A 21125-nucleotide genomic window follows, 5' to 3' on the forward strand; every position below is an offset into this window, starting at 1 on the left:
CCGCCCGGTGACCGATCGAGCAAATCCGAAACCCCGCGTCCTCGTGGTGGACGACGCCGTGACCGTACGGGCCTACACCCGGCAGGTTCTGGAGGCCGATGGCTTTCGGGTCGACGAGGCGGTGAACGGGATCGACGGGCTGGAGCATGCCCTGGCGTCCACACCGGACCTGTTGATCGTCGACATCAACATGCAGAAGATGGACGGTTACACCATGCTGCGCCGCCTGCGGCAGGAGCAGACCCTGCGCGACGTGCCGGCGATCATGATCAGCACCGAATCCAAGGCCAGCGACCGCGAGAAGGCGCTGCTCGCCGGCGCCAACTGGTACTTCGTGAAGCCGGTGCGCCCCGCCGACCTCACCGCCGCAGCCCGCCTGCTGACCGGGTGCGAGGGGCGGTCATGAGCGCGCTGTTTGAGCAGTTCGTCCTGGAATCGCGGGAGCTGCTGGAGGCGGCGGGCGCCGCCCTGCTGCGGCTGGAGCGCGATCCGGGCGACACGATCGCGGTCAATGACCTGTTTCGCGCGCTGCACACGCTGAAGGGCGCCACCGCCCTGTTCGACATGGCGCCCTTCACCCGCATGGTCCATGCCGGAGAGGACGCGCTGATGGCCGTGCGCGACGGGCGCGTCGCCATGACCGGCGAACTGGCCGACCGTCTGCTGGAATTGCTCGACACCGGCGCGGCATGGGTCGATGGGCTGGAACTCAGCCAATCCCTTCCTGACGATGCCGACGCGCGCGCGCGCGCGCAGGAGGCTGGGTTGCGCGCTGCCCTCGGCGGACCGGTGGAGAGCGCGGACGGTGGCACGCCCACCGGCTTTGCCTGGGTGGGCGAACTGCCGGAGGCCGAGCGGGCCAAGGCCGCCGGGCGCACGGTCACCGCCATCGCCTATGACCCCGCGGAGGACTGCTTTTTCGCCGGGGACGATCCGCTCGACCTGTGCCGCCGCATCCCCGATCTGCTGCTGCTGCGCATCGAGTCCGCCCGGGCGTGGCCGCCGCTGACCAATCTCGACCCCTACCGCTGCACTCTGCGCTTCCGCGCGCTGAGCGGCGCGCCGAAGGACGAACTGACCCGCCTGTTCCGCGGGGTTCCCGATCAGGTGCTTCTCGCCTCGGTCGCGATTCCCGCCCTGGCGGCAGAGCCGGCGCCTCTCGCCGCGCCGGACAGCCTCGCGACGGCCATGCTGCGGGAGCAGGCGCGCATCCTAGGACTTCCCGGCAGCCACGACGAGACAGCGGCCCGCCGCGCGGCGGTGCTGCGGGCGGTGCGCAACATCCTCGCCGCCGAGGGACGGAATGCGGAAGGGGCGGCGCTGGAGCTTGCGGCCGAAGGCCCGACGGACGCGCTCATCCGTTGCATAGAGACCCTGGCGGACGGCCCGGCCGTGGTGGCGCCGTCGGCACCCGCCGTTCCGGCAAGCCAGGCGAGGCGGGCACTGCGGGTGGACGCGGAGCGCATGGATCGGCTGATGGCGCTGGTCGCCGAGCTGGTCGTCGCCAAGGGAAGCCTGCCCTACCTCGCCCGCCAGGCGCAGGAGGGGCACAGCGCCGACGCGCTGGCCCAGGGCATCAAGGAGGCCCATGGCCGCATCGACTCCATCGTCGGCGAGTTGCAGGACGCTGTGCTGCGGCTGCGTTTGCTGCCGCTGTCGCGCGTCTTCGATCCGTTGACCCGGCTGGTCCGCGACACTGCGCGGCGGCTCGGCAAGCCGGTCGAACTGCACCTTTCCGGCGGCGAGACGGAAGCGGACAAGGACATTCTCGACATCCTGGGCGAGCCGCTGCTGCACCTCGTCCGCAACGGGCTGGACCATGGCATCGAGCCGCCCGAGCGCCGCCGCGCGGCTGGAAAGCCAGAGGTGGCAGCGCTCCGCGTCCAAGCCTTCCAGGACAGCGGCGGCGTGGTCGTGGAGGTCTCCGACGACGGGGCGGGCATCGACGCGGCGGCGGTGCGCCGCAAGGCGGTGGCGACGGGCGCTCTGACCGCGGAGCAGGCAGCGGCTCTGACCGAGGCCGAGGCGCTGCGCCTGATCTTCCTGCCGGGACTCAGCACCTCGGACAGCGTGTCGGACCTGTCGGGCCGCGGGGTGGGGATGGACGCCGTGCGTGGCGCGGTGGAGCGGGCGGGGGGACGTGTGGAGGTCTCCTCGACCCCCGGCGTTGGGACGCGCTTCCGCCTCGTCCTGCCGCTGACCATGATGGTCACGCGGATGGTGACGGTTGAGACGGCGGGCGCGCTCTACGGCTTTCCGGTCACGCTGGTCACCGGCATGCAGCGGATTCCCCACGGCGCGATCCGCCGGATGAAGCACGCGGAGAGCGTCGTCGTGCAGGACGCGGTGGTGCCGCTGCTGCGTCTGCGCCGCCTCCTCAACCTGCCGGAGGATGAGCGGGAGCGCAGCGGGGAGGCGGTGCTTCTGGTGGATCTCGGCGGGCAGCCGGTGGCGCTGGTGGTGGACGCCTTGCAGGAGCGCGCCGATGTGGTTCTGAAGCCGATGACCGGGCTGCTCGCCCGGCTGCGCGGCTATGCCGGCACGGCGGTGCTCGGCGACGGGCGGCTCCTGCTCGCCCTCAACCTGCGGGAGCTTCTGTGATGCCCATCCGTTTCGAGGAGAAAACCGCCCGCTTCGAGGGGGCCTGCACCATCGATGAAGCCATTCCGCTGACCGAATGGCTGTGCTCCGTCGCGGAACCCCGCCTGGACCTCGGCGGTTGCACTGCCCTGCACACCGCGCTGTTGCAGGTTCTGCTGGCGGCCGGCCGGCCGGTCGCGGTTCCGCCGGAGGACACCTTCCTGAAGGGCTGGGTGATGCCGGTGCTGGGCAAGCGATAGCGCCGCGGATCGCGTGCCGGTGTCGTCTGGCGCTTAGGAGAACAACTCCATCGTGTCGGGAACCTTGGTGGGCGTCCGTCCAGCCAGGATGGCGCAAACCGCCTCGACCGCGGAAATCAGGGAGGTCTGCGAGAAGGGCTTGGGCAGGCAGCCCACCCCATATTCGCGCGTCGGCTCGACCTCCTCGCGGTAGGAGGTGACGAACAGGCAGGGGATGCCCAGCGCGGTCATCCGGCGGGCCGCGTCGATGCCGCTGGAGCCCTGGGCGAGATGGATATCCACCAGAGCCAGATCCGGCTTGACCTCCTGTGCCAGGACCAGCGCCTTCTCGCTGGTCGAGGCCGGCCCGTGCACCTCGTGCCCGGCGGTTTCCAGGTAGAAGCTCTGCTCCATGGCGATGAGGACCTCGTCCTCGACAAGAAGGATTTTCATCCGTTCCACTCCGCCGCGCTGTCTTCCAGGATGGGGCCGCGCGTTTCCGGCATGGTCAGCGCGATGCGGAAGGAGGTTCCCCGTTCCACCGGCATCAAGGTGACCGTCGCCCCGACCTGGCCGGTGAGGCTGGTGATCAGCCGCATGCCGAGGCTGCGTGACCGGCGCATGTCGAACCCGGCGGGGAGGCCAGGCCCCTGGTCGGTCACGGTCAGCGCCAGCTGGTCGTCGGCCCGGTCGAGCGATACCAGGACGTTGGCGGCGGAGGGACCGCGATGCTTGATGGCATTGGTGATCAGTTCGTTGGCGATCAGCCCGAGCGGTGCCGCCTGATCGATGGGCAGGTCGACGCGCTCCGCGCGCACCTCGATGGAGCCCAGCGTCTCGCCGCCCGATGCGCGGGACAGGTCGGCGCACAGCTCGTTCAGGTAGCTGCCGAACTCGATGGTCTGGAACTGTTCGGTTTGGTAGAGCCGGCTGTGGACCCGCGCGATGGCGTCGATGCGGCTGCGGGCGTCCTGGAAATGAACCCGCTCCGCCGCAGCCGGCAGGCTCATGGTCTGGAGGGTCAGCAGGCTGGAGACGAGCTGAAGGCTGTTCTTCACCCGGTGGTTCACCTCACGCAGCAGCGTGGACTTCTGCCCAACCAGCTTGCGCAGAGCCGCTTCCATCGACTTGATCTCGGTGACATCGATGTGCATCAGCACCGCGCCACCGAAGGGGCCGGCGGCCATCGGCGCGGCGAGGCAGCGGTACCAGCGCGGCCCGGAGGCGGACAAACCCGGGTACTCGATGGACACCGGCGACCCGCCGCGCAGCAGGCCGCGCAGACCCTCGATCAGCGCGTCGGCGTGCTCCGCCCCGCTGCGGATGGCGGCGCAGGCTTCCAGATAATCGTCGCCAATGGCCGACCCGTCGCCGAGAAAGCCGGCCTGCGGCCCACTTTCCGCCCAGGCCTTGTTGACCGAGATGATGTGCCCGCCATGGTCCAGAACGGCGATGTGCGCGGGCAGGGCGTCCAGCGTGGCCTTGGTCTGCTCGGCGAGCTGGCGCATGGCGAGCGCGCTCGCCTTCAGCTCCTCGCGGGTGCGGCGGCGCTCGGTGATGTCGCGCAGCACGCCGGTGATGAAGCTCCGCCCCTCCGATTCCCAACGGGCCAGCGAGACCTCCAGGTCGATGCGGGTGCCGTCGCGTTTGCGCCCGATCAATTCCACCGGGGCGGGGCGTCCGGCCGGATCGCGCTCCAGCAGGCCGGACCAGTCGGGGGAGCCTTCGGCGAGAAACAGGCTGACATGCTGGCCGATCAGCTCGTTGGGCTGAAAGCCGAACTGACGGGCGGCGGCCCCGTTGGCCCATTGCACGACGCCGCGCGTGTCGGTGGTGACGATGGCGTCGGGGGCGGTGTCCACGATGGCGCGGTAGCGCGCGTCGCGCTGTTCGCGCAGAACCCGCTCCCGGTTGACCACGGCGGTGACGTCGCTCACCTGGATCAGACAGTAGGACGCGTTGGCGACGGTGAAGGGACGGATCAGCACGTTGTGGACCATCCGCCGCCCGTCGGCGCAGCGCAGCGGGAACAGCACCGGGTTCAGTGTGTGGGACAGGACGCTGGGCGCCCCGGTTTCCAGCACGTCGCGCACCGCGTTGTGCAGCCGCGTGTCGCGCAGGGACGGCAGGGCTTCCACCAGCTCCCGCCCGTGGATGTCGGGTTCGGGAGTGCCCGACGCCCTTTCCATCCAGCGGTTCCAGAACTGCACGCGGCCATGGCGATCCAGCACGACGATGCCGGCGTCCATCGCGTCGAGAAGGCCGTTCAGCCAGGGCATACGCTTAAACTCGGTCGGTTCCATCGGGCGTTCCGGAGGCGATGCGGTCGATGAATCCATGGATCAGTCCCTTCAGCGACTCCAGAGACGACAGTCCCATGAGCAACGCGATGTAGCCGCGAATGCTCCGGCTACGGATCAGGAAGTCGATGTAGAGGAACATCACCAGCTCATCGGGGTTGGGCCCGTTGCTCTGGAAAATGCGGTCGCTGTCGCCGCGCAGCACGCTGGGCAGCGAGATGTCCAGATTGTCCTTCAGCGTGTTGGCCATGACGACCAGGCAGCCATTGAGGATGATGTTGCCGATCTCCGCAAGCGCGTCCTGCTCCAGATCGACGATCTCCTCCAGGCTCAGCTCGCTGCCCAGCACGGCGCGGGCCAGCTCCAGGCTGTTGGTCTCTGGGAAGATCAACAGGGCGCGGCCGGAAAAGGACCCGTCGAAACGCTGCTCCACCGCGACGAGGCTCATTTTCTCGCGCGCGGCCAGGAGGCCGGCGGCGTCGTTGCGGCTGACGATCTCGATGGAGGGAACCGACAGCAGGACCTGATCGGCGACCATGCGGCTGAGGTTGGTCGCGGCACGGCCGACGCCCATGTTCACCAGCTCGGTCAGCGCGTCGCGCTCGAGGTCGCTCAGATCAACCATGCACCGGCGCTCCCGTTTCCATGGACGCGCCTCGGCACCGGCGCCCCCGGGCACAGTGCGACAGGAACGCCGTCAAAGTCTCCCCCATCGACGGCATAGGCCAAATTGGGAGTGCTCTAGGCAATTCAGCAACAAGGTGCCGTCGATCCAACAATTTGTGCCTTCCATTGAACGCGGCCCGAATAAAGAGGCCGTCTGTATTGTTGTCCGGCGTGACTCTCCGCCGCACCCTCCTGAGGGTCAGGCAGCCAGCCGGCGGACGAGATCCCGCAGGAACCCCTCGCAGGCGGTGACCTGGGCGATGTCGATGTATTCGTTGGGCTGATGCGCCTGATCGATAGAGCCCGGTCCGCAGAGCACGGTGGACAGGCCGGCCTCCTGAAACTGCCCGGCCTCCGCCGCGAAGGAGACCATGCCGGTGTCGTTGCGACCGGTCAGGGCGTGGCAGAGCTGGGCCGCCGTCCCGTCCGGCTCCGGCGCCAGCCCGGGGACCCCGGCGAGCTGCTCGGTGCGGATGTCGCAGTCCGGGCTGATCCGGCGCATGGCGGCGCGCAGCCGCTCGCATTCCGCCTCGAACCGGCCGCGGTAGCGCGTCCAGTCATCGCCGGGCAGCGGACGGATGTCCCAGACGAAGGAGCAGTGGCGGGCGGTGATGTTGGCCGCCGTGCCGCCTTCGATGGTGCCGACCTGCAGCGTGGTGAAAGGCGGGTCGAAGCCACAGGCGGGGTCCGCGGCGGCGGCGTTCTCCGCCGCCATGTCGCCCACGAGATTGACGAGCCGCGCCGCGGTCATCACCGCGCTGACTCCGCGGTCGATCTGGGACGAATGGACCTCGTGCCCGGTGACCGTGGTGCGCAGCACGTAGCAGCCCTTGTGGGCCAGCACGACCCCCATCGAGGTCGGTTCGCCGACGATGACGGCGCCGGGGCGCGGCAGTTCGGCAGCGATGCGGGCGATCATGGCCGGGGCGCCGATGCAGCCGACCTCCTCGTCGTAGGACAGAGCCAGGTGCAACGGGCGTTTGAGTCCGGCCTCCAGAATGTCCGGCAGCAGGGCCAGCGCCACCGCGGGGAAGCTCTTCATGTCGGCGGTGCCGCGCCCATAGAGGCGCCCGTCTCGCTCGACCAGGGTGAAGGGATCGGTGTCCCAGGGTTGTCCGTCCACCGGGACGACGTCGGTGTGGGCCGACAGCACCACGCCGCCTTCGGTCATCGGGCCGATGGTCGCGAACAGGTTTGCCTTGGCACCGTCGGGGCTGGGCACCAGCCGGCTCTCCACGCCGTATCCGGCGAGATAGTCCCGAACCCAGTCGATCAGCGCCATGTTGGAGCGGCGTGAAACCGTGTCGAAACCGACCAGGCGGGCGATCATCGCCTTGGAGACGTCTTGCACCCTTACAATCCATTCTGCGGGACGGCGGGGCCGACCCAGCGCTTGTGATAATCTTTAGCGTTTAAACACTGGGCCTTGCATCCTACGATGTCAAATGAGTCGTCCGGGTTATGCGGGCATAGCGGCCAACGGCAAACACCGGTTGAACGGTCCTCCCGCATTCGGGGTGCCATCCAACCGGTCGTAAAGCGGGATCGCTCGGACCAAACCGCCGCCGGGCAGAAGCCGGGCAGAAAGTGGTGGGGCGTCAGGCCGCCGACCAGACCTTTTCGGTCAGGATCGTGCGCACCAGCGTCAGCGCGCTCTCGGCGCTCTCGCGTCCGTCCAGCTTCGCCGCAACCGCCTCGATCTGGGTTGGCGGCAGGGTGGCTCGCAGGCGGCGCACCGTGTCGGTCAGGTGCTTCTTGGCGAAGCGCGCCTGATTCCCGCGCTCCGACAATTCCTGGAAGGCCAACCGCCGGGTGGTCGCGTCACGTCCGGCGCTGGCCGCCGTCGCCCGCTCCGCCGCTGCCGCGAGCTCGTTGGAGGATTGGAGGTAGTTGCTGATGGCTTCGGTCAGGATACGGTTGGCTTGAAGCAAGGGATCAAGGGACATGCGCTGAACTCTTTGCCTTCCGTGACGGCTCTGGGCCGCAAACGGCCCCTGCCAAGACGTTTCACCCGAAGTTAATTTGGCCGGCCGGCCCGCATCAACCCGGCGAAGGGTTCTATGCGGACCGCAAGCCGGTGCAGCGCCGGTGCCGTCGGGGCGGTACCAACCATGGTCTATCACCGTCCGCTGTCTGTCGAGGCTGGACAAGCAATGGGCCTATGAATTTCCTATGAACTAAGGCACGCTTTCTTTGTGTACGTTTATCGTCACATAAACCGGGCACTAAAACGGGAACCCACGGGCGCAGGACGCCGTTTTCCTCGAGCGTCGATGTTTCTGCGGCCAAGCCCACTTGGACCAAAGCCCACTTGGAGACGGAAGAATGCAAGGCGATCGTGAGGACCGCATCCGCCACCGCGCCTATGAGATCTGGGAGCGCGCCGGGCGACCGGAGGGACGGGGGGAACAGCATTGGGCGCAGGCCTGCGCCGAGATCGAAGCCGAGGACCGGCCGGCCGCCACGGCGGAGCCGGTCGCCATGGTCGCGGCCGTCAAGGACGCCGCCGCGGGCGCCGTGAAGAAGGCCGTCCGCCGGACTAAGACGGCGGCAAGCGAACTGCTGGGCGTCGGGCTGAACGCCGTGGTCGATGTGGTCGAAGAGGCCGTCGCGCCCAAGAAGCCGCGCGCCCGCAAGGACAAGGCCGAGCCGGTTGCCGCGAACGAATCGTCAGCCGAAACGCCGGTCGCGGTTCCGGTTTCGGCGGCCCCGAAGGTGGCGAAGGCGCCCCGCGCCAAGGCCGTGAAGGCGGAACCCGCGAAGGTGGATGTGGTGAAGCCGGTCGCTCCGCGCGGACGGCGCAAGCCGGCCGCGTCGGACACCGAACCGGCCCATTGACCCGCACCGGCCCTACGCGTTCCTAGACACAGGGGCGGATGTAGGGCCGGTTCGCCTCCCACAGCTCGTCCAGGATCTTCACGGCGGCGTCGGTGGAGTTCACCACCGGGTCGATCAGCAGGGCCTGCAGCGCCAGTTCCTTCGAGGCGTGGACCGCGGCCTCGACGGAGAGTTGCTGCACGCTCGCCTGGGCGTGCAGCAGTTTGGCGATCGGATCGGGCAGGGGGCCGAGCGAGACCGGGTGAACGCCCGCCGCGTCGGCCAGCAGCGGCACCTCCACCGCCAGATCGGAGGGCAGGTTGGGGATGGCGCCCTGGTTGTGAACGATCCCAGATTCGATGAATCGCTTCTGGTTGTGCAGCACCCCGGCGATGACCTGCACCGCCCGCTCCCCCCAGGACGGCTGTGTCCAGTCGTCGGGGACCGGCGTGGTTCCAGCGATCACCCCGTCCATCAGCGCGTTGAGGATGCCGCGCCCGCGCTCGTCCTCCGCGAAGTCGAATCCATGCTCCCCGCCTTCCCAACCGTAGGGCAGGTATTCGCCCATATGGTCGTCGCTGCAGGTCGGCCACAGGCCGAAGCTGGTGAACAGGCGGCGGGTCAGCGGTGTGAAGGCCGGGTCGTGGGTCTTCTCCCGTTCGCGCAGCAGCGGGTAGAGGTCGCGCCCGGTCGCCTTGTCGCGGACGTGCATCAGCCATTGGAAATGGTTCAGTCCGGCGCCCCAGACCTCCACATCCTTCTCGGCCATGCCGAGGATCTGGCAAACGAACCAGCGCGCCAGGAAGATGCCGTGGCATAACCCCAGCGTCTTGACCCTGGTGTATTTGCCGAGACCGAGGACGACGCGGCTTTCCGGATTGGACAGGTTGATGAACTGGGCGTCGGGGCACAGCTCTTCGATGTCGCGGGCGAAGTCGAAGATCAGGGGCAGGGTGCGCAGTGTGAAGAACAAGCCGCCGGGGCCGCCGTTCTCACCCAGCGTGTGGCGGATGCCGTGCCTCTTCGGCACCTCGAAATCGAGCTTCCACAGGCGGTTGCGGTCGATGGCGACGGAGTTGACGACGAATTCGGCGCCCCGCAGCGCGGCCCGGCGGTCGGTGGTCTGTTCGATGATCAGCCCGGCGCCGCCCTTGGCGTTCAGCAGGCGGGCGAGCGCCGTCATGCGGTCGAGCGCCGCCGGATTCGTATCGACCAGCGTCAGGGTGCTGCCCGCAAGCTCCGTCGTGGAGAAGAGGTCGCGGTACATGCTCAGCCCGAAGGCCGCGCTGCCGGCGCCCAGAAAGACGATCTTTGTGGTCTTGGGGGTGGTAATGGCCATGGGATGCCTCCCGTCGGCGGGAATGCCGCTGTGCTGATTTGTCAGGGCAGGCGCCTTTTGCCAAATATACCCTTGTTAGGGCGAAGAGACTATACCTGTTGGTCAGAATAAGCGTGAGCATCTCTTCGCTGCCGCAACATGGCCTTCGCGCTTGCAGCGGCGCGCCCGCAGCCCGATCACTTCAAGGGAGTCGCGTCATGGCACTCTTAACCTTTCCCAAGGACTTCCTGTGGGGGGCGTCCACCGCGGCCTACCAGATCGAGGGGGCGATTCACGAGGACGGGCGCGGCCCCTGCGTGTGGGACAGCTTCACCGAGGCCGGGCGCATTCAGGACGGCAGCAGCGCCGCCGTCGCTTGCGACCATTACCACCGCTGGGCGGAGGACATCGTCCTGCTGAAGGACGCCGGGTTCAACACCTACCGCTTTTCCATCGCTTGGCCGCGCATTCTGCCGAGCGGGACTGGGGCGGTGAATGCGGCGGGGCTCGACTTCTACGACCGGCTTGTGGACGGGCTGTTGGCCGCCGGCATCCGGCCGATGGCCTGCCTGTACCATTGGGACCTGCCGCAGCCGCTGGAAGACCGCGGGGGCTGGCAGGGCCGAGAGATCGTCGGCCCCTTCGCCGACTACGCCCGCATCGTTGCCGCCCGCCTCGCCGACCGGGTGACGGACTGGATGATGCTGAACGAGCCGAACGTGGTGGCCACCCACGGCTACGGCACCGGGGAGCACGCGCCCGGGCACAAGCTGGGCGAGACCGGCATCCTGCGCGCCCTGCACCACCAGAATCTGGCGCAAGGGGCGGCGCTCCGCGCTCTATCGGCGGAGCATTCCGGCCTGACTCTCGGCACCGTCATCAACCTCCAGCCCTGCCGGGCCGAGAGCGACCGGCCGGAGGACGTCGCGGCGGCGGCCCGCTGGGACGCGGTGTGGAACCGGGTGGCCTTGGACGGCGTGATGCGCGGCAAGATCCCGGAGCTGATGGCCGAGCGTATGAAGGGCTTCGTGCTGCCCGGCGACGAAGAGGCGATCCGCTTCCCCATCGACCTCCTGGGCATCAACTACTACTCGCGCATGACCATGAAGCACGAGACGGGCCATCCGTTCGACGTGTGGTGGGGCGACGCCCATTGCGACCGCTGGACCGCCATGGCTTGGCCGGTCCAGCCTGACGGGCTCTACGATCTGCTGATGGAGTTCAAGCGCGACTACGGCAACCCCGCCGTCTTCGTCGCGGAGAATGGTGCGGCCTATGACGACGTGGTGACGCCGGACGGGCAGGTGCACGACGCCGAGCGCGTGGCCTTCCTGCGCGACCATGTGGCGTCGGTCGGCCGCGCGCTGGCCGACGGCTGCAACGTGAAGGGCTATCTGTGCTGGAGCCTGCTGGACAATTTCGAATGGGCCTTCGGCCTGTCGAAGCGGTTCGGCATCGTTCGCGTCGACTATGACACGCTGGTCCGCACGCCCAAGGATAGCTACCGCTTTCTGAGCGAGGTGGCAAAGAGCGGGCGGCTTGATCTCGCGTGAAGAACAGGAGAGCAGGCTGTGCGGAGCGATGCTCCGTCAGCCTGCGCGCAGCGCATGTTCTCCGAGACGGAATCCCGGCGCGCGGCCATGTTCGCGTCGGGCATGAGCATGGAGGACCGGATGGCTGCGACGGCTCAACTGGGCGAAGAGACGAGGGCACTGCAGAACACGTATGACCAGTTGGCGGGGATTGGTAAACCGATGACCGCCTACTCGCTGAAAGGAGGCGACGAGCGCTTCTTTGCGACGTCCAAGGAACAGGCGGCTGGGCGAAAGCTTGCGGATCTGGGATTCCAATCCGGCTCTTTCGACAAGGTGCTTTCGACGCTTGCCAAGGGGTTTGCCCAAAAATATGTGGCTGAAGAAGGCAAGACGGAAATTACGATAGGACCTTCAATCAAGTAGATTATTGGGTTTTCGTGATTGGTCTTTCAAAGCTCTACAAAGTGCGCCTATGGAGCGATCGGCCTCCTGATCGTCTGTGTCCTTGAATTGTCACATCGGAGCCAAGCGGAAGCGGTGCTATCGACGGTGTCGTGTCACCACTGCGTTCGCCCATGCACTCCGTTGGAACTCATACCGAATCAGCTTCAGAGACCGGTAACGCCGGAGACGTCCGCGCGGCCATCGTCGTGCCGACCTACAAGCATTCGGGCCTGCTGGTCGAGGCGTTGTCCACCGCGCTCGCCCAGGACACGGACTTTGCCTACGCCGTGGTCGTGGTCAACGACGGCTGTCCCTTCCCGGAGACCGGACGGGTCTGCCGGGAGTTCGCGGCGGCCCATCCAGGGCAGCTCTTTCACCTGCACAAGCGCAACGCCGGGCTGAGCGCGGCGCGCAACAGCGGGATCGACTTCGCGCTGGACGCCTTTCCGGCGCTGGAAGCCGTCTACTTCCTCGACTCCGACAACCGCATCCGGCCCCATCTGCTGCAACGCATGCTGGACGCGCTGCGGGCGGCGGGCCCAGAGGTCGGCTGGGCCTATCCGGACGTCGACAAGTTCGGCTTCTTCGAGTTCTGCGACATGTCGGGCGCCTATTCGCCGCTGGAGCATCTGTTCCGCAACGTCAGCGAGGCGGGCAGCATGGCGTCGCGCCGCCTGCTGGACAGCGGCGCCCGCTTCGACGAGGCGATGCGCCAGGGCAGCGAGGACTGGGAGTTCTGGCTGCAAGGGCTGGAGCGCGGCTTCCACGGCGTCCATGTGCCGGGCACCGGCTTCGGCTACCGCCGCCGCGGCGAAAGCATGCTGACCGAATCGGAGCGCGATTACCGCCCCATCCTGACCCACATCCAGAAGCGCCACCCCGCGTTGTTCGCGGTCCGGGCCGTGCTGCGGGCGGAGGCGGCGGTTGGTCGGCGCTACGCGGTGTATCTGCCCGACCGTGCCATCGTCCGCTGCGTCACCGACCCCGCGGCGGGCGAGGAGGATGTGCCGCTCGCCGACTTCGTGCGCCGCGTCCTGCGCGCGCCGGAGCGGCCGGGATACGGGGAGTGTCCCGGCCTGCTGGCGGTGATGGACCCGGGCCTTTACGAATTGCTGAAGCGCCACCGGCTGCTGCGTGGCGCGCTGTGGGTCCTGGAGCGCGCGGCGGCCCACGCGACCCTGGTGCGCGCCACGGTGACGGCGCGGGCGGCGGAAAGCGGCTGGGCGCTGTCCTGGTCTGGGGCGCCCGTGGGGCTCCAGGCGGACGCGCCGTTCCCCTTGCCGGACGGCGGGGCGGCGATGGCGATGCTGCCCACGGCGGCCCTGCTCGACCTTGTTCGGCGCCAGCCGGCGGGCACCCCTTTGCTGGAGCGGGACCCCCGGAAGCCCTGCGCCGAGGCCCGGCTGAGCCTCACCCTGGCATTGCCCGGTGCGGTGCAACCGCCGGCCGGCGCCGATGCCGCCCTGTCCACGCTGCGCGAGGCGATGGCCGTGGCGTGGTCGCGGCCGTCCAACGGCGGCTGGGCGGCGGCGCCCATCGACCGCTACCGCGCCGGGGTCGCCACGCCGGAGGATGTCTACCAGACGGTGCATCGGCTGCCCTCGGTGCTGCCGCTGCTTCCCCCCGCGGGACACCGGCGTTTGGCCGCGCTGGTGGCCGATCCCGCCGACGCGGGGGCGCTGGAAACCGCCGCCCGCATGGCCTGCTGGCTGGCCGGGAAGGGCTATGACGCGCATCTGGTGGCGCTGGGGGGCGGGGATCTGACCCTGGCCGCGGAACTGGTCGAGGTGTTCGCGTCGGTCGTCCCTCACCCGTCGCCGCTGGTGCTGCCGGAACGCCCGCTGGCTCACCGCGACGCCTATCTGGGCACGCCGCTGCGTCCTTGGGATGCGGTGGAGGAGGATATGGCGGTCGGCACGCTGGCCGTCTTCGATCTGGTCGTGACCGTGCGGTGCGGCGCGGCGCACCCGCTGATGGGCCGGCTGCGCGCGCTCGGCGTGACGGGCTGGGCGTTGCTGGGGGCGTCCACCGTCCCGGGCGCGCCGTCCCTGGCCGACGCGGTCAACGGCTGCGCCGCCTTCGAGCATGCCTACCAGACCGTCGTGCCCCTCGACGCCCGGACCTTTCGGCTCTGCCAGGCGCTGGGGTTCCCACCGGACAAGCTGCGGCGCTGGGAGGATGCGACGGAGCCGGACGCTGATCCCGACTGGACCGTCTGCGCGCCTCTGTCCTCGTGCCTTCCCGAAACCCCCACGGCCGCCTGAGAAGGGTGTCACCGTCATGAAGCTCTCCGCCCCTGCGGCCCAGTTCGCCTCCCTCTACGACGGCACGCCGAAGATCATTGCCGTCGGCACCGGCCTGGAAGCGGGCACCGTTCCCCTTCGCCTGCTGCGGCTGGTCCGTCACGACGGCGGCTATCTGCTGCTGTCCGGGGACACCGAGCCGGAGGAGGGCGAGGTGTTGCGCGCGCTGGCGATCCCGCCCGCCGCCGTTCGGGCGCTGTGGTCGGGCGACGAGGCGGCGCGGCGGGACGCCGAGCGGCTGCTCGGCTGGTGGGAGGAGGCGGGCGGGCCGGACAGCGCGCCACCGCAGATGACGGGCGATGTGTCCGCACTGCTGCGTGGCCTGCTGGGGCAGGCTTTCGGAGAAATCGACGGGCTTCACCGCCGCAACGCCGGGCTTCAGCAGACCCTGTCCACCTTGCGGGAAGAGTGGGGCCGCTCCACCCGCCTGCCGCCGGAGGCGGTGGAACTTCTCGATGCCCTGCGCCTCAGCCCGCCGCGGCTGGTCTTCGCCACGCCGCGCCCGGTAGGCGCGCTGGCGGTGCCGCTGCGCCACGGCCGGACACCGGCGGGGGCGGGGGAGATCGTGCAGCGCCTGCCGGCGGGGGCACGCGGGCTGGCGGGCCTCGACCTGCATCTCGACCAGGCGCCGAAGGGAAGCGGGGTGCTCGCCGTCGCCCTGGCAGGGGTGGAGACCGGCGAAACCCTTGCGGAATGGAGGCTGTCCTTCGGGGATCTGCGCTCCGGCTGGCTGCCGCTGCGCCTGGCCGCCGCCTGCACCCGTATGGATCGCCTTCTCGACTTGCGGATCGGCGCCATCGGGGTTGTGACGGAGGCGCCGCGCCTGTCGCTTGCCCAAGCCGGACTGCTCGACGAATACGCCGTCGCGCCGCCGGCCCGCGCCATCGGGCAGCCGGCCATGCTGGCGCTGCGGCTGTGGGGCGGGCTGCCAGGGCTGGAATATGGCGCGGCGGCGCATCTGGCCCCGCATCCGGCGCCGGACCGCATGGTCTGGCCGCTGACCCAGCCGATTCTGGCGCAACTGCGCAAAGGCCGCGCGTTCGAGGCGACCTTTCCCTGGTTCGGCCTGCTGCGCGGCGGGCGCATCCTGCTCCACCCGCTTCACGGAGTCGTCACCGCAGCCCACATCCCGCTGGACGAGGTTCCGGGCGCCGTGGCGGTGCGGGCGCGGGCGGTGATTGACGATCCGCGTTGCCGCACCCCCATCGCCTGCAAGCTGGTGGCCGCCCCGCCGTCGCTGACGGTGGACGAGGCGGAGCGGGAGGAAGGCATCCTCGCCTCCAGCGGCTGGATGGTGCTTGACGAGCCGCGCCGCCCGCTCGACCTGTCGGCGGCCTTGGCGGCGCCCTGGTCGGGGCCGATGGCGCTTCACCTCTTCACCGACATTCCCGACCGCGGCCACGGCCTTTACGGGCGGACCATATTTTCCGATTTCGAGCTGGAGATCGATGCCCGCGCCGCCTGGGTCCACCCACCCGCACTGCCGCTGGCCGACGGTGTCGCGGCCGCGCCATGACAGGCTATGACCTTGCGGCGGTGCACCAATCCTTTGGTGCGGTGCGGGGCAAGCTGTTGGTAATAAACTGTTCGTTAGGGTAAAGGAGGTCTTGCTTCAAGCCCAAGGGGGTGGAGGGCCATGTCGATCGCGTCCAGGACGCCGGACCGGTCCGGTTTCTCCCGCCGTTTCCTTTGTCTTGCCGGTGGCTTCTGGTCCGGGGGCTCCCGCTCGGGCGGACGGAACTGGACGGTGTGGCTTCTCGCCGGAGCGCTGGGGCTTCTGACGGTCGGGCAGGTGGTGGTTCCTATCCTGCTCAATCTGTGGAGTCAGCATCTGTTCGATGCGCTGGAGCAGCGCTCCATGGACCGCTTCCTGCTGATGATCGCGGCGGCGGGCGGAATCATCCTGTTCAACATCGCCAACACCATCCTGCATCTGCGGGTGAAGCGCCGCCTGCAGCTGGGCTGGCGCACATGGCTGACGCAGAAGCTGCTGGGCAACTGGCTGACGCGCGGCCGGCAGCATCAGGTGACCTACCTGTCCGGCGACCACGACAACCCGGACGGGCGCATCGCCGAGGACATCCGGATCGCGACCGAGGCGGCGATCGACCTCGTCCTGTCGCTGTCCTACTGCGCGCTGCTGCTGATCAGCTTCACCAACATCCTGTGGCGGCTGTCCGGTTCACCGGAGGTGACGCTGGCCGGAAGCACCGTCCATGTGCCGGGTTATCTGCTCTACATCGCGCTGGTTTATGCGGCCGTCGGAACGAGCATCGCCCTGCTGATGGGCAAGCCGCTGGTCCGCGCGGTGAACCAGCGGCAGGGGCACGAGGCGTCCTTCCGCTTCGGCCTCGCCCGCGTGCGTGAGAACGCGCAGGATGTGGCGCTCCTCCACGGGGAGTCGGGGGAGCGTCAGCGCCTGGGCGTGCTGTTCGGCGGGGTGCAGCGCGGCTGGAACGGCCAGACGCACGCGCTGTCCAACATGATGGTCTTCAGCGCCGCCTATTCGGTGCTGTCCGCCGTCTTTCCGATCCTCGTCGCCTCGCCCAGCTACATCGCCGGGGCCATCTCGCTCGGCGTGCTGATGCAGACGGCGCAGGCCTTTCAGCAGACGGTGGGCGCCCTGTCCTGGCCGATCGACAACCTCGCCCGCGCGGCGGAGTGGAAGGCGTCGGTGGAGCGCGTGCTTGGCCTGCACGAGGCGCTCCAACGCCTGGACCGGGAGATCGACGGGGAAGGGACGGAGCGCATCACCGTGGAACGCAGCGACGGCGGGCACGGCCTGAGCTTCCGCGGGCTGTCCATCGCCGAGCCGGACGGACGCCGGGTGGTCGAGCCCTTCGACCTGGAGATCCGTCCCGGGGAGCGTGTGTTGATCGTCGGCGATCCGGCGGCGTCGGTGCGGCTGTTCCGGGCGGTGGCGCGGGTCTGGCCGTGGGGCGGGGGACGCATCGTCCTGCCCGCGCTCACACGCGTGTTCTTCATGGCCGAACGCCCGTATTTGCCGCACGACACGCTGCGCGCCGCCCTCAGCTATCCCCTGGGGGCGGAGACGGTGGGTGATGCTGCGGCGGTGGAGGCGCTGGAGCGGGTCGGCCTCGGCCATCTGCGGCCGCGGCTGGACGAGCCCGACAGCTGGGACGAGGTGCTGGCGGTGCCGGAGCAGCAGCGGCTCGGATTCGCCCGCCTGCTGATCCGCCGTCCGGACTGGATCTTCCTGGAGGACGCCACCGACAGCCTGGACCCGCGGAGCGAGGAGGCGATGCTGCGTCTGATCGACACCGAGTTCCCCGACGCCACGCTCATCACCATCGGCAGCCATCCGGGCCTGGAGGCGCACCATCGCCGCAAGCTGCTGCTCGAACGACGGGATGGCGCCGTCCGCCTGCGCGAGGAGCCTTGCGGGGACCGGAGGGTCGCGGCGGTTGCGGAGTAGAGGGCGCGGAACTGTGGGGCGTCAGACCGTGACCCCGATGGCGTCCAGGATCAGGCCGCGGTCCAACCGCGGATCCGGGGACGGCGGGGTGCGGTCCAGCCGGTCGAGCAGGGCCGCGACGGAGGCGGCAAAGCCGGGCTGTTCCTTTTCCGTCAGGATCTGCACGAACAGACCGCCACCGCAACGGAACAGGCGGCCGTCCGCGGGGATGGGCAGGATGGACGGTCCGTCGCCGCGCCGGAGCGCGTCGTCCGTTCCCGCCGTCAGCGCGATCTGGTCGAGGAAATAGTGCAGGCGCCGCTCCGCGATCCAGGAAACCAGGAAGCGGCGGATCCGCTCGAAGAGGGCGATGACGGTGGGCTCCGGCCGAAGCACCATCAGCCCGCCGCCCACGCCGTCGTACAGCCGCGCCAGATTGTCCGGAAAATACTGGAGCGCCAGCGGGGTTGCCGCCGACAGCGGCGTGAGGAAGCCCGTCGGGTCGGACAGCAGGCAGGCGTCGATGTCCGCCACCAGCAACGGTGCCCGATACAGCCGCGCCAGCCGCGGCACGCGCAGGAAACGGGCGAAGGTGTAGAAGGTGGTCCGTGCCTGCGGCGTCAGCCCGGCGGGGGAAGTCTCGTAGCTCCAGCCGAGCCGGACATGGCGCAGCCGCGCCTGCAACGCCGCGACGCGCGCGTCTGTGTCCGGTCTGGGGTCAAGGATGTGGAGATGCGCGGCCTGACCGGGGGCGGAGAAGCGATCCAGGCTGGCGAGGAACAGCGGACCGAATCGTTCCAGATAGCCGCTGTCGCAGGAGGCGACGACCACCGGCCCGTTTCCCGGCGGCGCCAACGTCTCCGGCACGAAGGCGGCTTCCGATTCCGTGTCCGCGGCGGGTGCCAGCGCCTCGACCCGGCGGGCGAAGCCGTCGCCGGTCGGGACGTGGGCGAGGAAGGGGAGGTGGGGTTCGGCGCGCCGGAAGGCGTCCCGTGCCGCCGCCGCGTCGCCCAGCCGGACGGCCAGGGACCCTTGAAGGAACAGCGCCCAGGCGTGGAGATCCGCGTCGATGCCGCGGAAGGCGGCGACCGCGGGCGGGAGCAGGGCGGCCACCCGGTCCAGCCGCCCCTGACCGATCAAGAGATTGCTGATGCGGACCAGATGGTAATAGGCGGTCTTCCAGTGAAACCGCCCTTCCCGGCTGAGGCGCGCCACCTCCAGCAGGGTGGAGGTGCAGCCCTCCAGCCGTCCCGCCGCTTCCTGAACCTCCGCGCTCCGCTGCCAGGGGGTGGGGTCGGTCGGGGTCAGCGCCTTCAGGCGCTGGAAGACCGTCAGGCAGCCGTCCACGTCCCCCGCCTGCCGCAGCGCGGTCGCCAGGGCCAGCATCCGTTCGGGCCGATCGGGCGCCAGAGCGGCGCAGCGGCGCAGCGCGTGCGCCGCCTCCGTTGGATGGCCGGCCTCCAGCAGTGCGGTGCCCAGATTGATGGCGGAGTCCTCCCCCTCTTCCGCGCTGCGCAGGGCGCGGCGGTAGCCACGGGCGGCTGTGTCGGCGTGGCCCGCCGCCTGCTCTGTGCGGGCGAGGTTGAAGAGCGGGGCGGGGGCGGCGGGGGCGCAGGCCAGCGCGTCGCGAAGCTGGCGCAAGGCCTCCTCCCGGCGGCCCAGCGCCTCCAGGGCCGCCGCGGCGTTCATCCGCGTCTCCACCGCCTCGGGGCGGAGGATCAGGGCGCGGCGGAAGCATGCCAGCGCCTCCCGCGTGTGACCCGTCTGCTTGAGGAGGTTGCCGAGGCTGAAGAAGGCGTCCGCGCTGGGCTGCAGCGCGATGGCACGGCGCAGGCTGCCGGCCGCCTCCGCCAGCCGCCCCTCGGCACGCAGGGCGCGGGCGAGGTTGGCGTGGTAGGCGCCGGAATCGGCCTTGCGGGCGATGGCCGCCCCGATCAGGTCAACGGCGCGGGCGTTGCGTCCCGTCTGCGCGCAGAGAACACCGTAGAGGTGCAGTGCATCAGGGTGGCCGGGCAGGGCGGTCAGCGCCGCGGCGTAGAGCGGCTCGGCCTCCGCCAGCCGCCCGGCCTGATGCAGCGCCGCGGCCTGCCGGAGCTGGGCGATCGGGTCCGTCATGGCCGGGTCAGAAGCCTCGCCCCAGCGCGCCGCCGATCAGCGCCGAATACCATTTGGCGGACTCCTTCGGCGTGCGTTTCTGCGTTTCGAAGTCCACATGGACGATGCCGAACCGCGTGCCATAGCCGCCGCCCCATTCAAAGTTGTCGAGCAGCGACCACACGAAATAGCCGCGCACGTCGGCCCCGCCCTTCAGCGCCCGGGCCATCTCGCCGATGCAGGCCTGCAGATAGTCCAGCCGTTCCTTGTCCATCACGATCCCCCGCGCGTCCGGGGCCTCCGGCGCCTTGGTGCCGTAGCCGTTCTCCGTCACGTAGATCGGCAGCCGGTAGCGCGCGGTGGCCTGCAGCAACGCCTCGTGGAAGGCGCCGGGCTGAAGCGGCCAGCCGATGTCGGTGCGCGGCATGCCCTCCGGCGGGGCGCCGAAGCCGCAGCCCCAGACGGAACCTGGCTCGGCCTGGGCGAAGAGGGGGGCGTAATGGTTCATGCCGAACCAGTCCAAGGGCCGGCAGATCCGCGCCATGTCGCCGGCCTTCACGTACGGTTCGATGGCGCGGGCGATGCGCGGCGGGTAGCAACCCAGAATCTGCGCATCGGGGAAGCACAGGTTCCACAGCTCGTCGAACAGCGCCGCCGCCTCGACGTGTTCGGGCGCCGGGTCGGCGGGTTGGCAGGGCTGGAAACTGTGCACGGCCCCGATGGCGGCGCCCGGCACCAGAGCGCGCAGCACGTCCACGCCGGCCCCGTGGGCGAGGTTGGTGTGGTGGATGACCTTCAGGTGCTCCCCGCGGTCGGACACGCTGGGGGCGCCCCAGCCGAGCGCGTAACCGAACAGGGTGAAGACGGAGAACTCGTTGAAGGTCGCCCAGCGCGTCACCCGGTCGCCGAACCGGCGGGCGCAGAGGACGGCGTAGTCGGCGTACCAGCCGGCGCTGTCCCGGTTCGCCCAGCCGCCGAGATCCTGCAGGGCCTGCGGCAGGTCCCAATGGTAGAGGCAGGCCCAGGGCTCGATCCCCGCCTCCAGAAGCCGGTCGATCAGGCGGTCGTAGAAGTCAAGCCCGGCCTCGTTCACCACCCCCCGTCCGCGCGGCAGGACGCGCGGCCAGGAGATCGAGAACCGGTAGGCTCCGACGCCGATGTCGCGCATCAGCGCAACGTCCTCGGCGTAGCGGTGGTAGTGGTCGCAGGCGACGTCCCCGGTGTCGCCATTGTCCACCCGGCCCTTCAGGCGGCAGAAGCTGTCCCAGATGCTGGGCGCCCGCCCATCCTCGGCCGCGGCCCCCTCCACCTGGAACGCCGACGTCGAGGTTCCCCATAGGAAATTATTGGGAAAGTCGGTGGGGGGAGGGGGCATCGCACGCTGTTGCACAGCCTTATGTTCCAAGGGAGACCG

General features: G+C 69.5%; 17 protein-coding genes. 9 read left to right on the forward strand and 8 right to left on the reverse strand.

Going from position 1 to position 21125, the window contains the following annotated elements:
* Positions 1 to 7: 7 nt before the first annotated feature.
* The 3 genes from FHW79_RS12225 to FHW79_RS12235 are packed head-to-tail and all read left to right on the forward strand — an operon-like array spanning position 8 to position 2840.
* Positions 8 to 406: a response regulator gene (locus tag FHW79_RS12225; protein WP_183179157.1), complete on the forward strand. Its 399-nt coding sequence runs from the start codon at positions 8 to 10 to the stop codon at positions 404 to 406.
* A complete protein-coding gene (locus tag FHW79_RS12230; protein ID WP_183179158.1) occupies positions 403 to 2601 on the forward strand; it encodes a chemotaxis protein CheA in 2199 nt (732 codons plus the stop codon). The genes FHW79_RS12225 and FHW79_RS12230 overlap by 4 nt, the downstream gene beginning before the upstream one ends.
* Complete coding sequence (locus tag FHW79_RS12235) at positions 2601 to 2840, forward strand: hypothetical protein (RefSeq protein WP_183179159.1); 240 nt, start codon at positions 2601 to 2603, stop codon at positions 2838 to 2840. The genes FHW79_RS12230 and FHW79_RS12235 overlap by 1 nt, the downstream gene beginning before the upstream one ends.
* 33 nt (positions 2841 to 2873) lie before the next feature.
* Here FHW79_RS12235 and FHW79_RS12240 read toward each other — a convergent pair whose 3' ends face one another.
* The 5 genes from FHW79_RS12240 to FHW79_RS12260 all read right to left on the reverse strand — a co-directional run bounded on the left by FHW79_RS12240 (position 2874) and on the right by FHW79_RS12260 (position 7731).
* Complete coding sequence (locus FHW79_RS12240) at positions 2874 to 3272, reverse strand: response regulator (protein ID WP_183179160.1); 399 nt, start codon at positions 3270 to 3272, stop codon at positions 2874 to 2876.
* A complete protein-coding gene (locus FHW79_RS12245; protein ID WP_247884317.1) occupies positions 3269 to 5098 on the reverse strand; it encodes a PAS domain S-box protein in 1830 nt (609 codons plus the stop codon). The genes FHW79_RS12240 and FHW79_RS12245 overlap by 4 nt, the downstream gene beginning before the upstream one ends.
* Before the next feature lie 4 nt (positions 5099 to 5102).
* Entirely contained in the window at positions 5103 to 5744 is a 642-nt protein-coding gene (locus FHW79_RS12250; RefSeq protein WP_014242550.1) for a chemotaxis protein CheC, read from the reverse strand.
* 240 nt (positions 5745 to 5984) lie between these two features.
* Positions 5985 to 7136: an acetylornithine deacetylase gene (argE, locus tag FHW79_RS12255; RefSeq protein ID WP_348984125.1), complete on the reverse strand. Its 1152-nt coding sequence runs from the start codon at positions 7134 to 7136 to the stop codon at positions 5985 to 5987.
* Between the two features lie 247 nt (positions 7137 to 7383).
* On the reverse strand, positions 7384 to 7731 hold the full coding sequence (locus tag FHW79_RS12260) for a hypothetical protein (RefSeq protein WP_183179162.1): 348 nt from the start codon (positions 7729 to 7731) through the stop codon (positions 7384 to 7386).
* 379 nt (positions 7732 to 8110) lie between these two features.
* On the opposite strand from FHW79_RS12260, the gene FHW79_RS12265 reads away from it, so the two are divergent.
* On the forward strand, positions 8111 to 8623 hold the full coding sequence (locus tag FHW79_RS12265; RefSeq protein WP_183179163.1) for a DUF2934 domain-containing protein: 513 nt from the start codon (positions 8111 to 8113) through the stop codon (positions 8621 to 8623).
* A gap of 22 nt (positions 8624 to 8645) precedes the next feature.
* On the opposite strand, the gene FHW79_RS12270 is transcribed toward FHW79_RS12265, so the two are convergent.
* On the reverse strand, positions 8646 to 9941 hold the full coding sequence (locus FHW79_RS12270) for an alpha-glucosidase/alpha-galactosidase (RefSeq protein WP_183179164.1): 1296 nt from the start codon (positions 9939 to 9941) through the stop codon (positions 8646 to 8648).
* Between the two features lie 197 nt (positions 9942 to 10138).
* Here FHW79_RS12270 and FHW79_RS12275 point away from each other — a divergent pair, with 197 nt between their 5' ends.
* The 5 genes from FHW79_RS12275 to FHW79_RS12295 all read left to right on the forward strand — a co-directional run bounded on the left by FHW79_RS12275 (position 10139) and on the right by FHW79_RS12295 (position 17638).
* Positions 10139 to 11473 carry a GH1 family beta-glucosidase gene (locus tag FHW79_RS12275; RefSeq protein ID WP_183179165.1) on the forward strand — a complete coding sequence of 445 codons (1335 nt, stop codon included), beginning with the start codon at positions 10139 to 10141 and terminating at the stop codon, positions 11471 to 11473.
* Positions 11474 to 11527: 54 nt separating this feature from the next.
* Positions 11528 to 11878, forward strand: coding sequence for a hypothetical protein (locus FHW79_RS12280; RefSeq protein ID WP_183179166.1), 351 nt, complete (start codon positions 11528 to 11530; stop codon positions 11876 to 11878).
* Positions 11879 to 12105: 227 nt separating this feature from the next.
* The gene (locus FHW79_RS12285; RefSeq protein WP_183179167.1) at positions 12106 to 14163 is read left to right on the forward strand and encodes a glycosyltransferase; all 2058 of its coding nucleotides are present in this window, start codon (positions 12106 to 12108) and stop codon (positions 14161 to 14163) included.
* A 16-nt stretch (positions 14164 to 14179) separates the two neighbouring features.
* The gene (locus FHW79_RS12290) at positions 14180 to 15718 is read left to right on the forward strand and encodes a DUF6212 domain-containing protein (RefSeq protein ID WP_183179168.1); all 1539 of its coding nucleotides are present in this window, start codon (positions 14180 to 14182) and stop codon (positions 15716 to 15718) included.
* Between the two features lie 231 nt (positions 15719 to 15949).
* A complete protein-coding gene (locus FHW79_RS12295; RefSeq protein WP_348984128.1) occupies positions 15950 to 17638 on the forward strand; it encodes an ABC transporter ATP-binding protein/permease in 1689 nt (562 codons plus the stop codon).
* Positions 17639 to 17659: 21 nt separating this feature from the next.
* Here FHW79_RS12295 and FHW79_RS12300 read toward each other — a convergent pair whose 3' ends face one another.
* Positions 17660 to 19732: a tetratricopeptide repeat protein gene (locus FHW79_RS12300; protein WP_183179170.1), complete on the reverse strand. Its 2073-nt coding sequence runs from the start codon at positions 19730 to 19732 to the stop codon at positions 17660 to 17662.
* 7 nt (positions 19733 to 19739) lie between these two features.
* Positions 19740 to 21086, reverse strand: coding sequence for a GH1 family beta-glucosidase (locus tag FHW79_RS12305; RefSeq protein WP_183179171.1), 1347 nt, complete (start codon positions 21084 to 21086; stop codon positions 19740 to 19742).
* Positions 21087 to 21125 lie beyond the last annotated feature (39 nt).

The organism is Azospirillum sp. OGB3 (assembly GCF_014192915.1).
Lineage (GTDB): Bacteria > Pseudomonadota > Alphaproteobacteria > Azospirillales > Azospirillaceae > Azospirillum.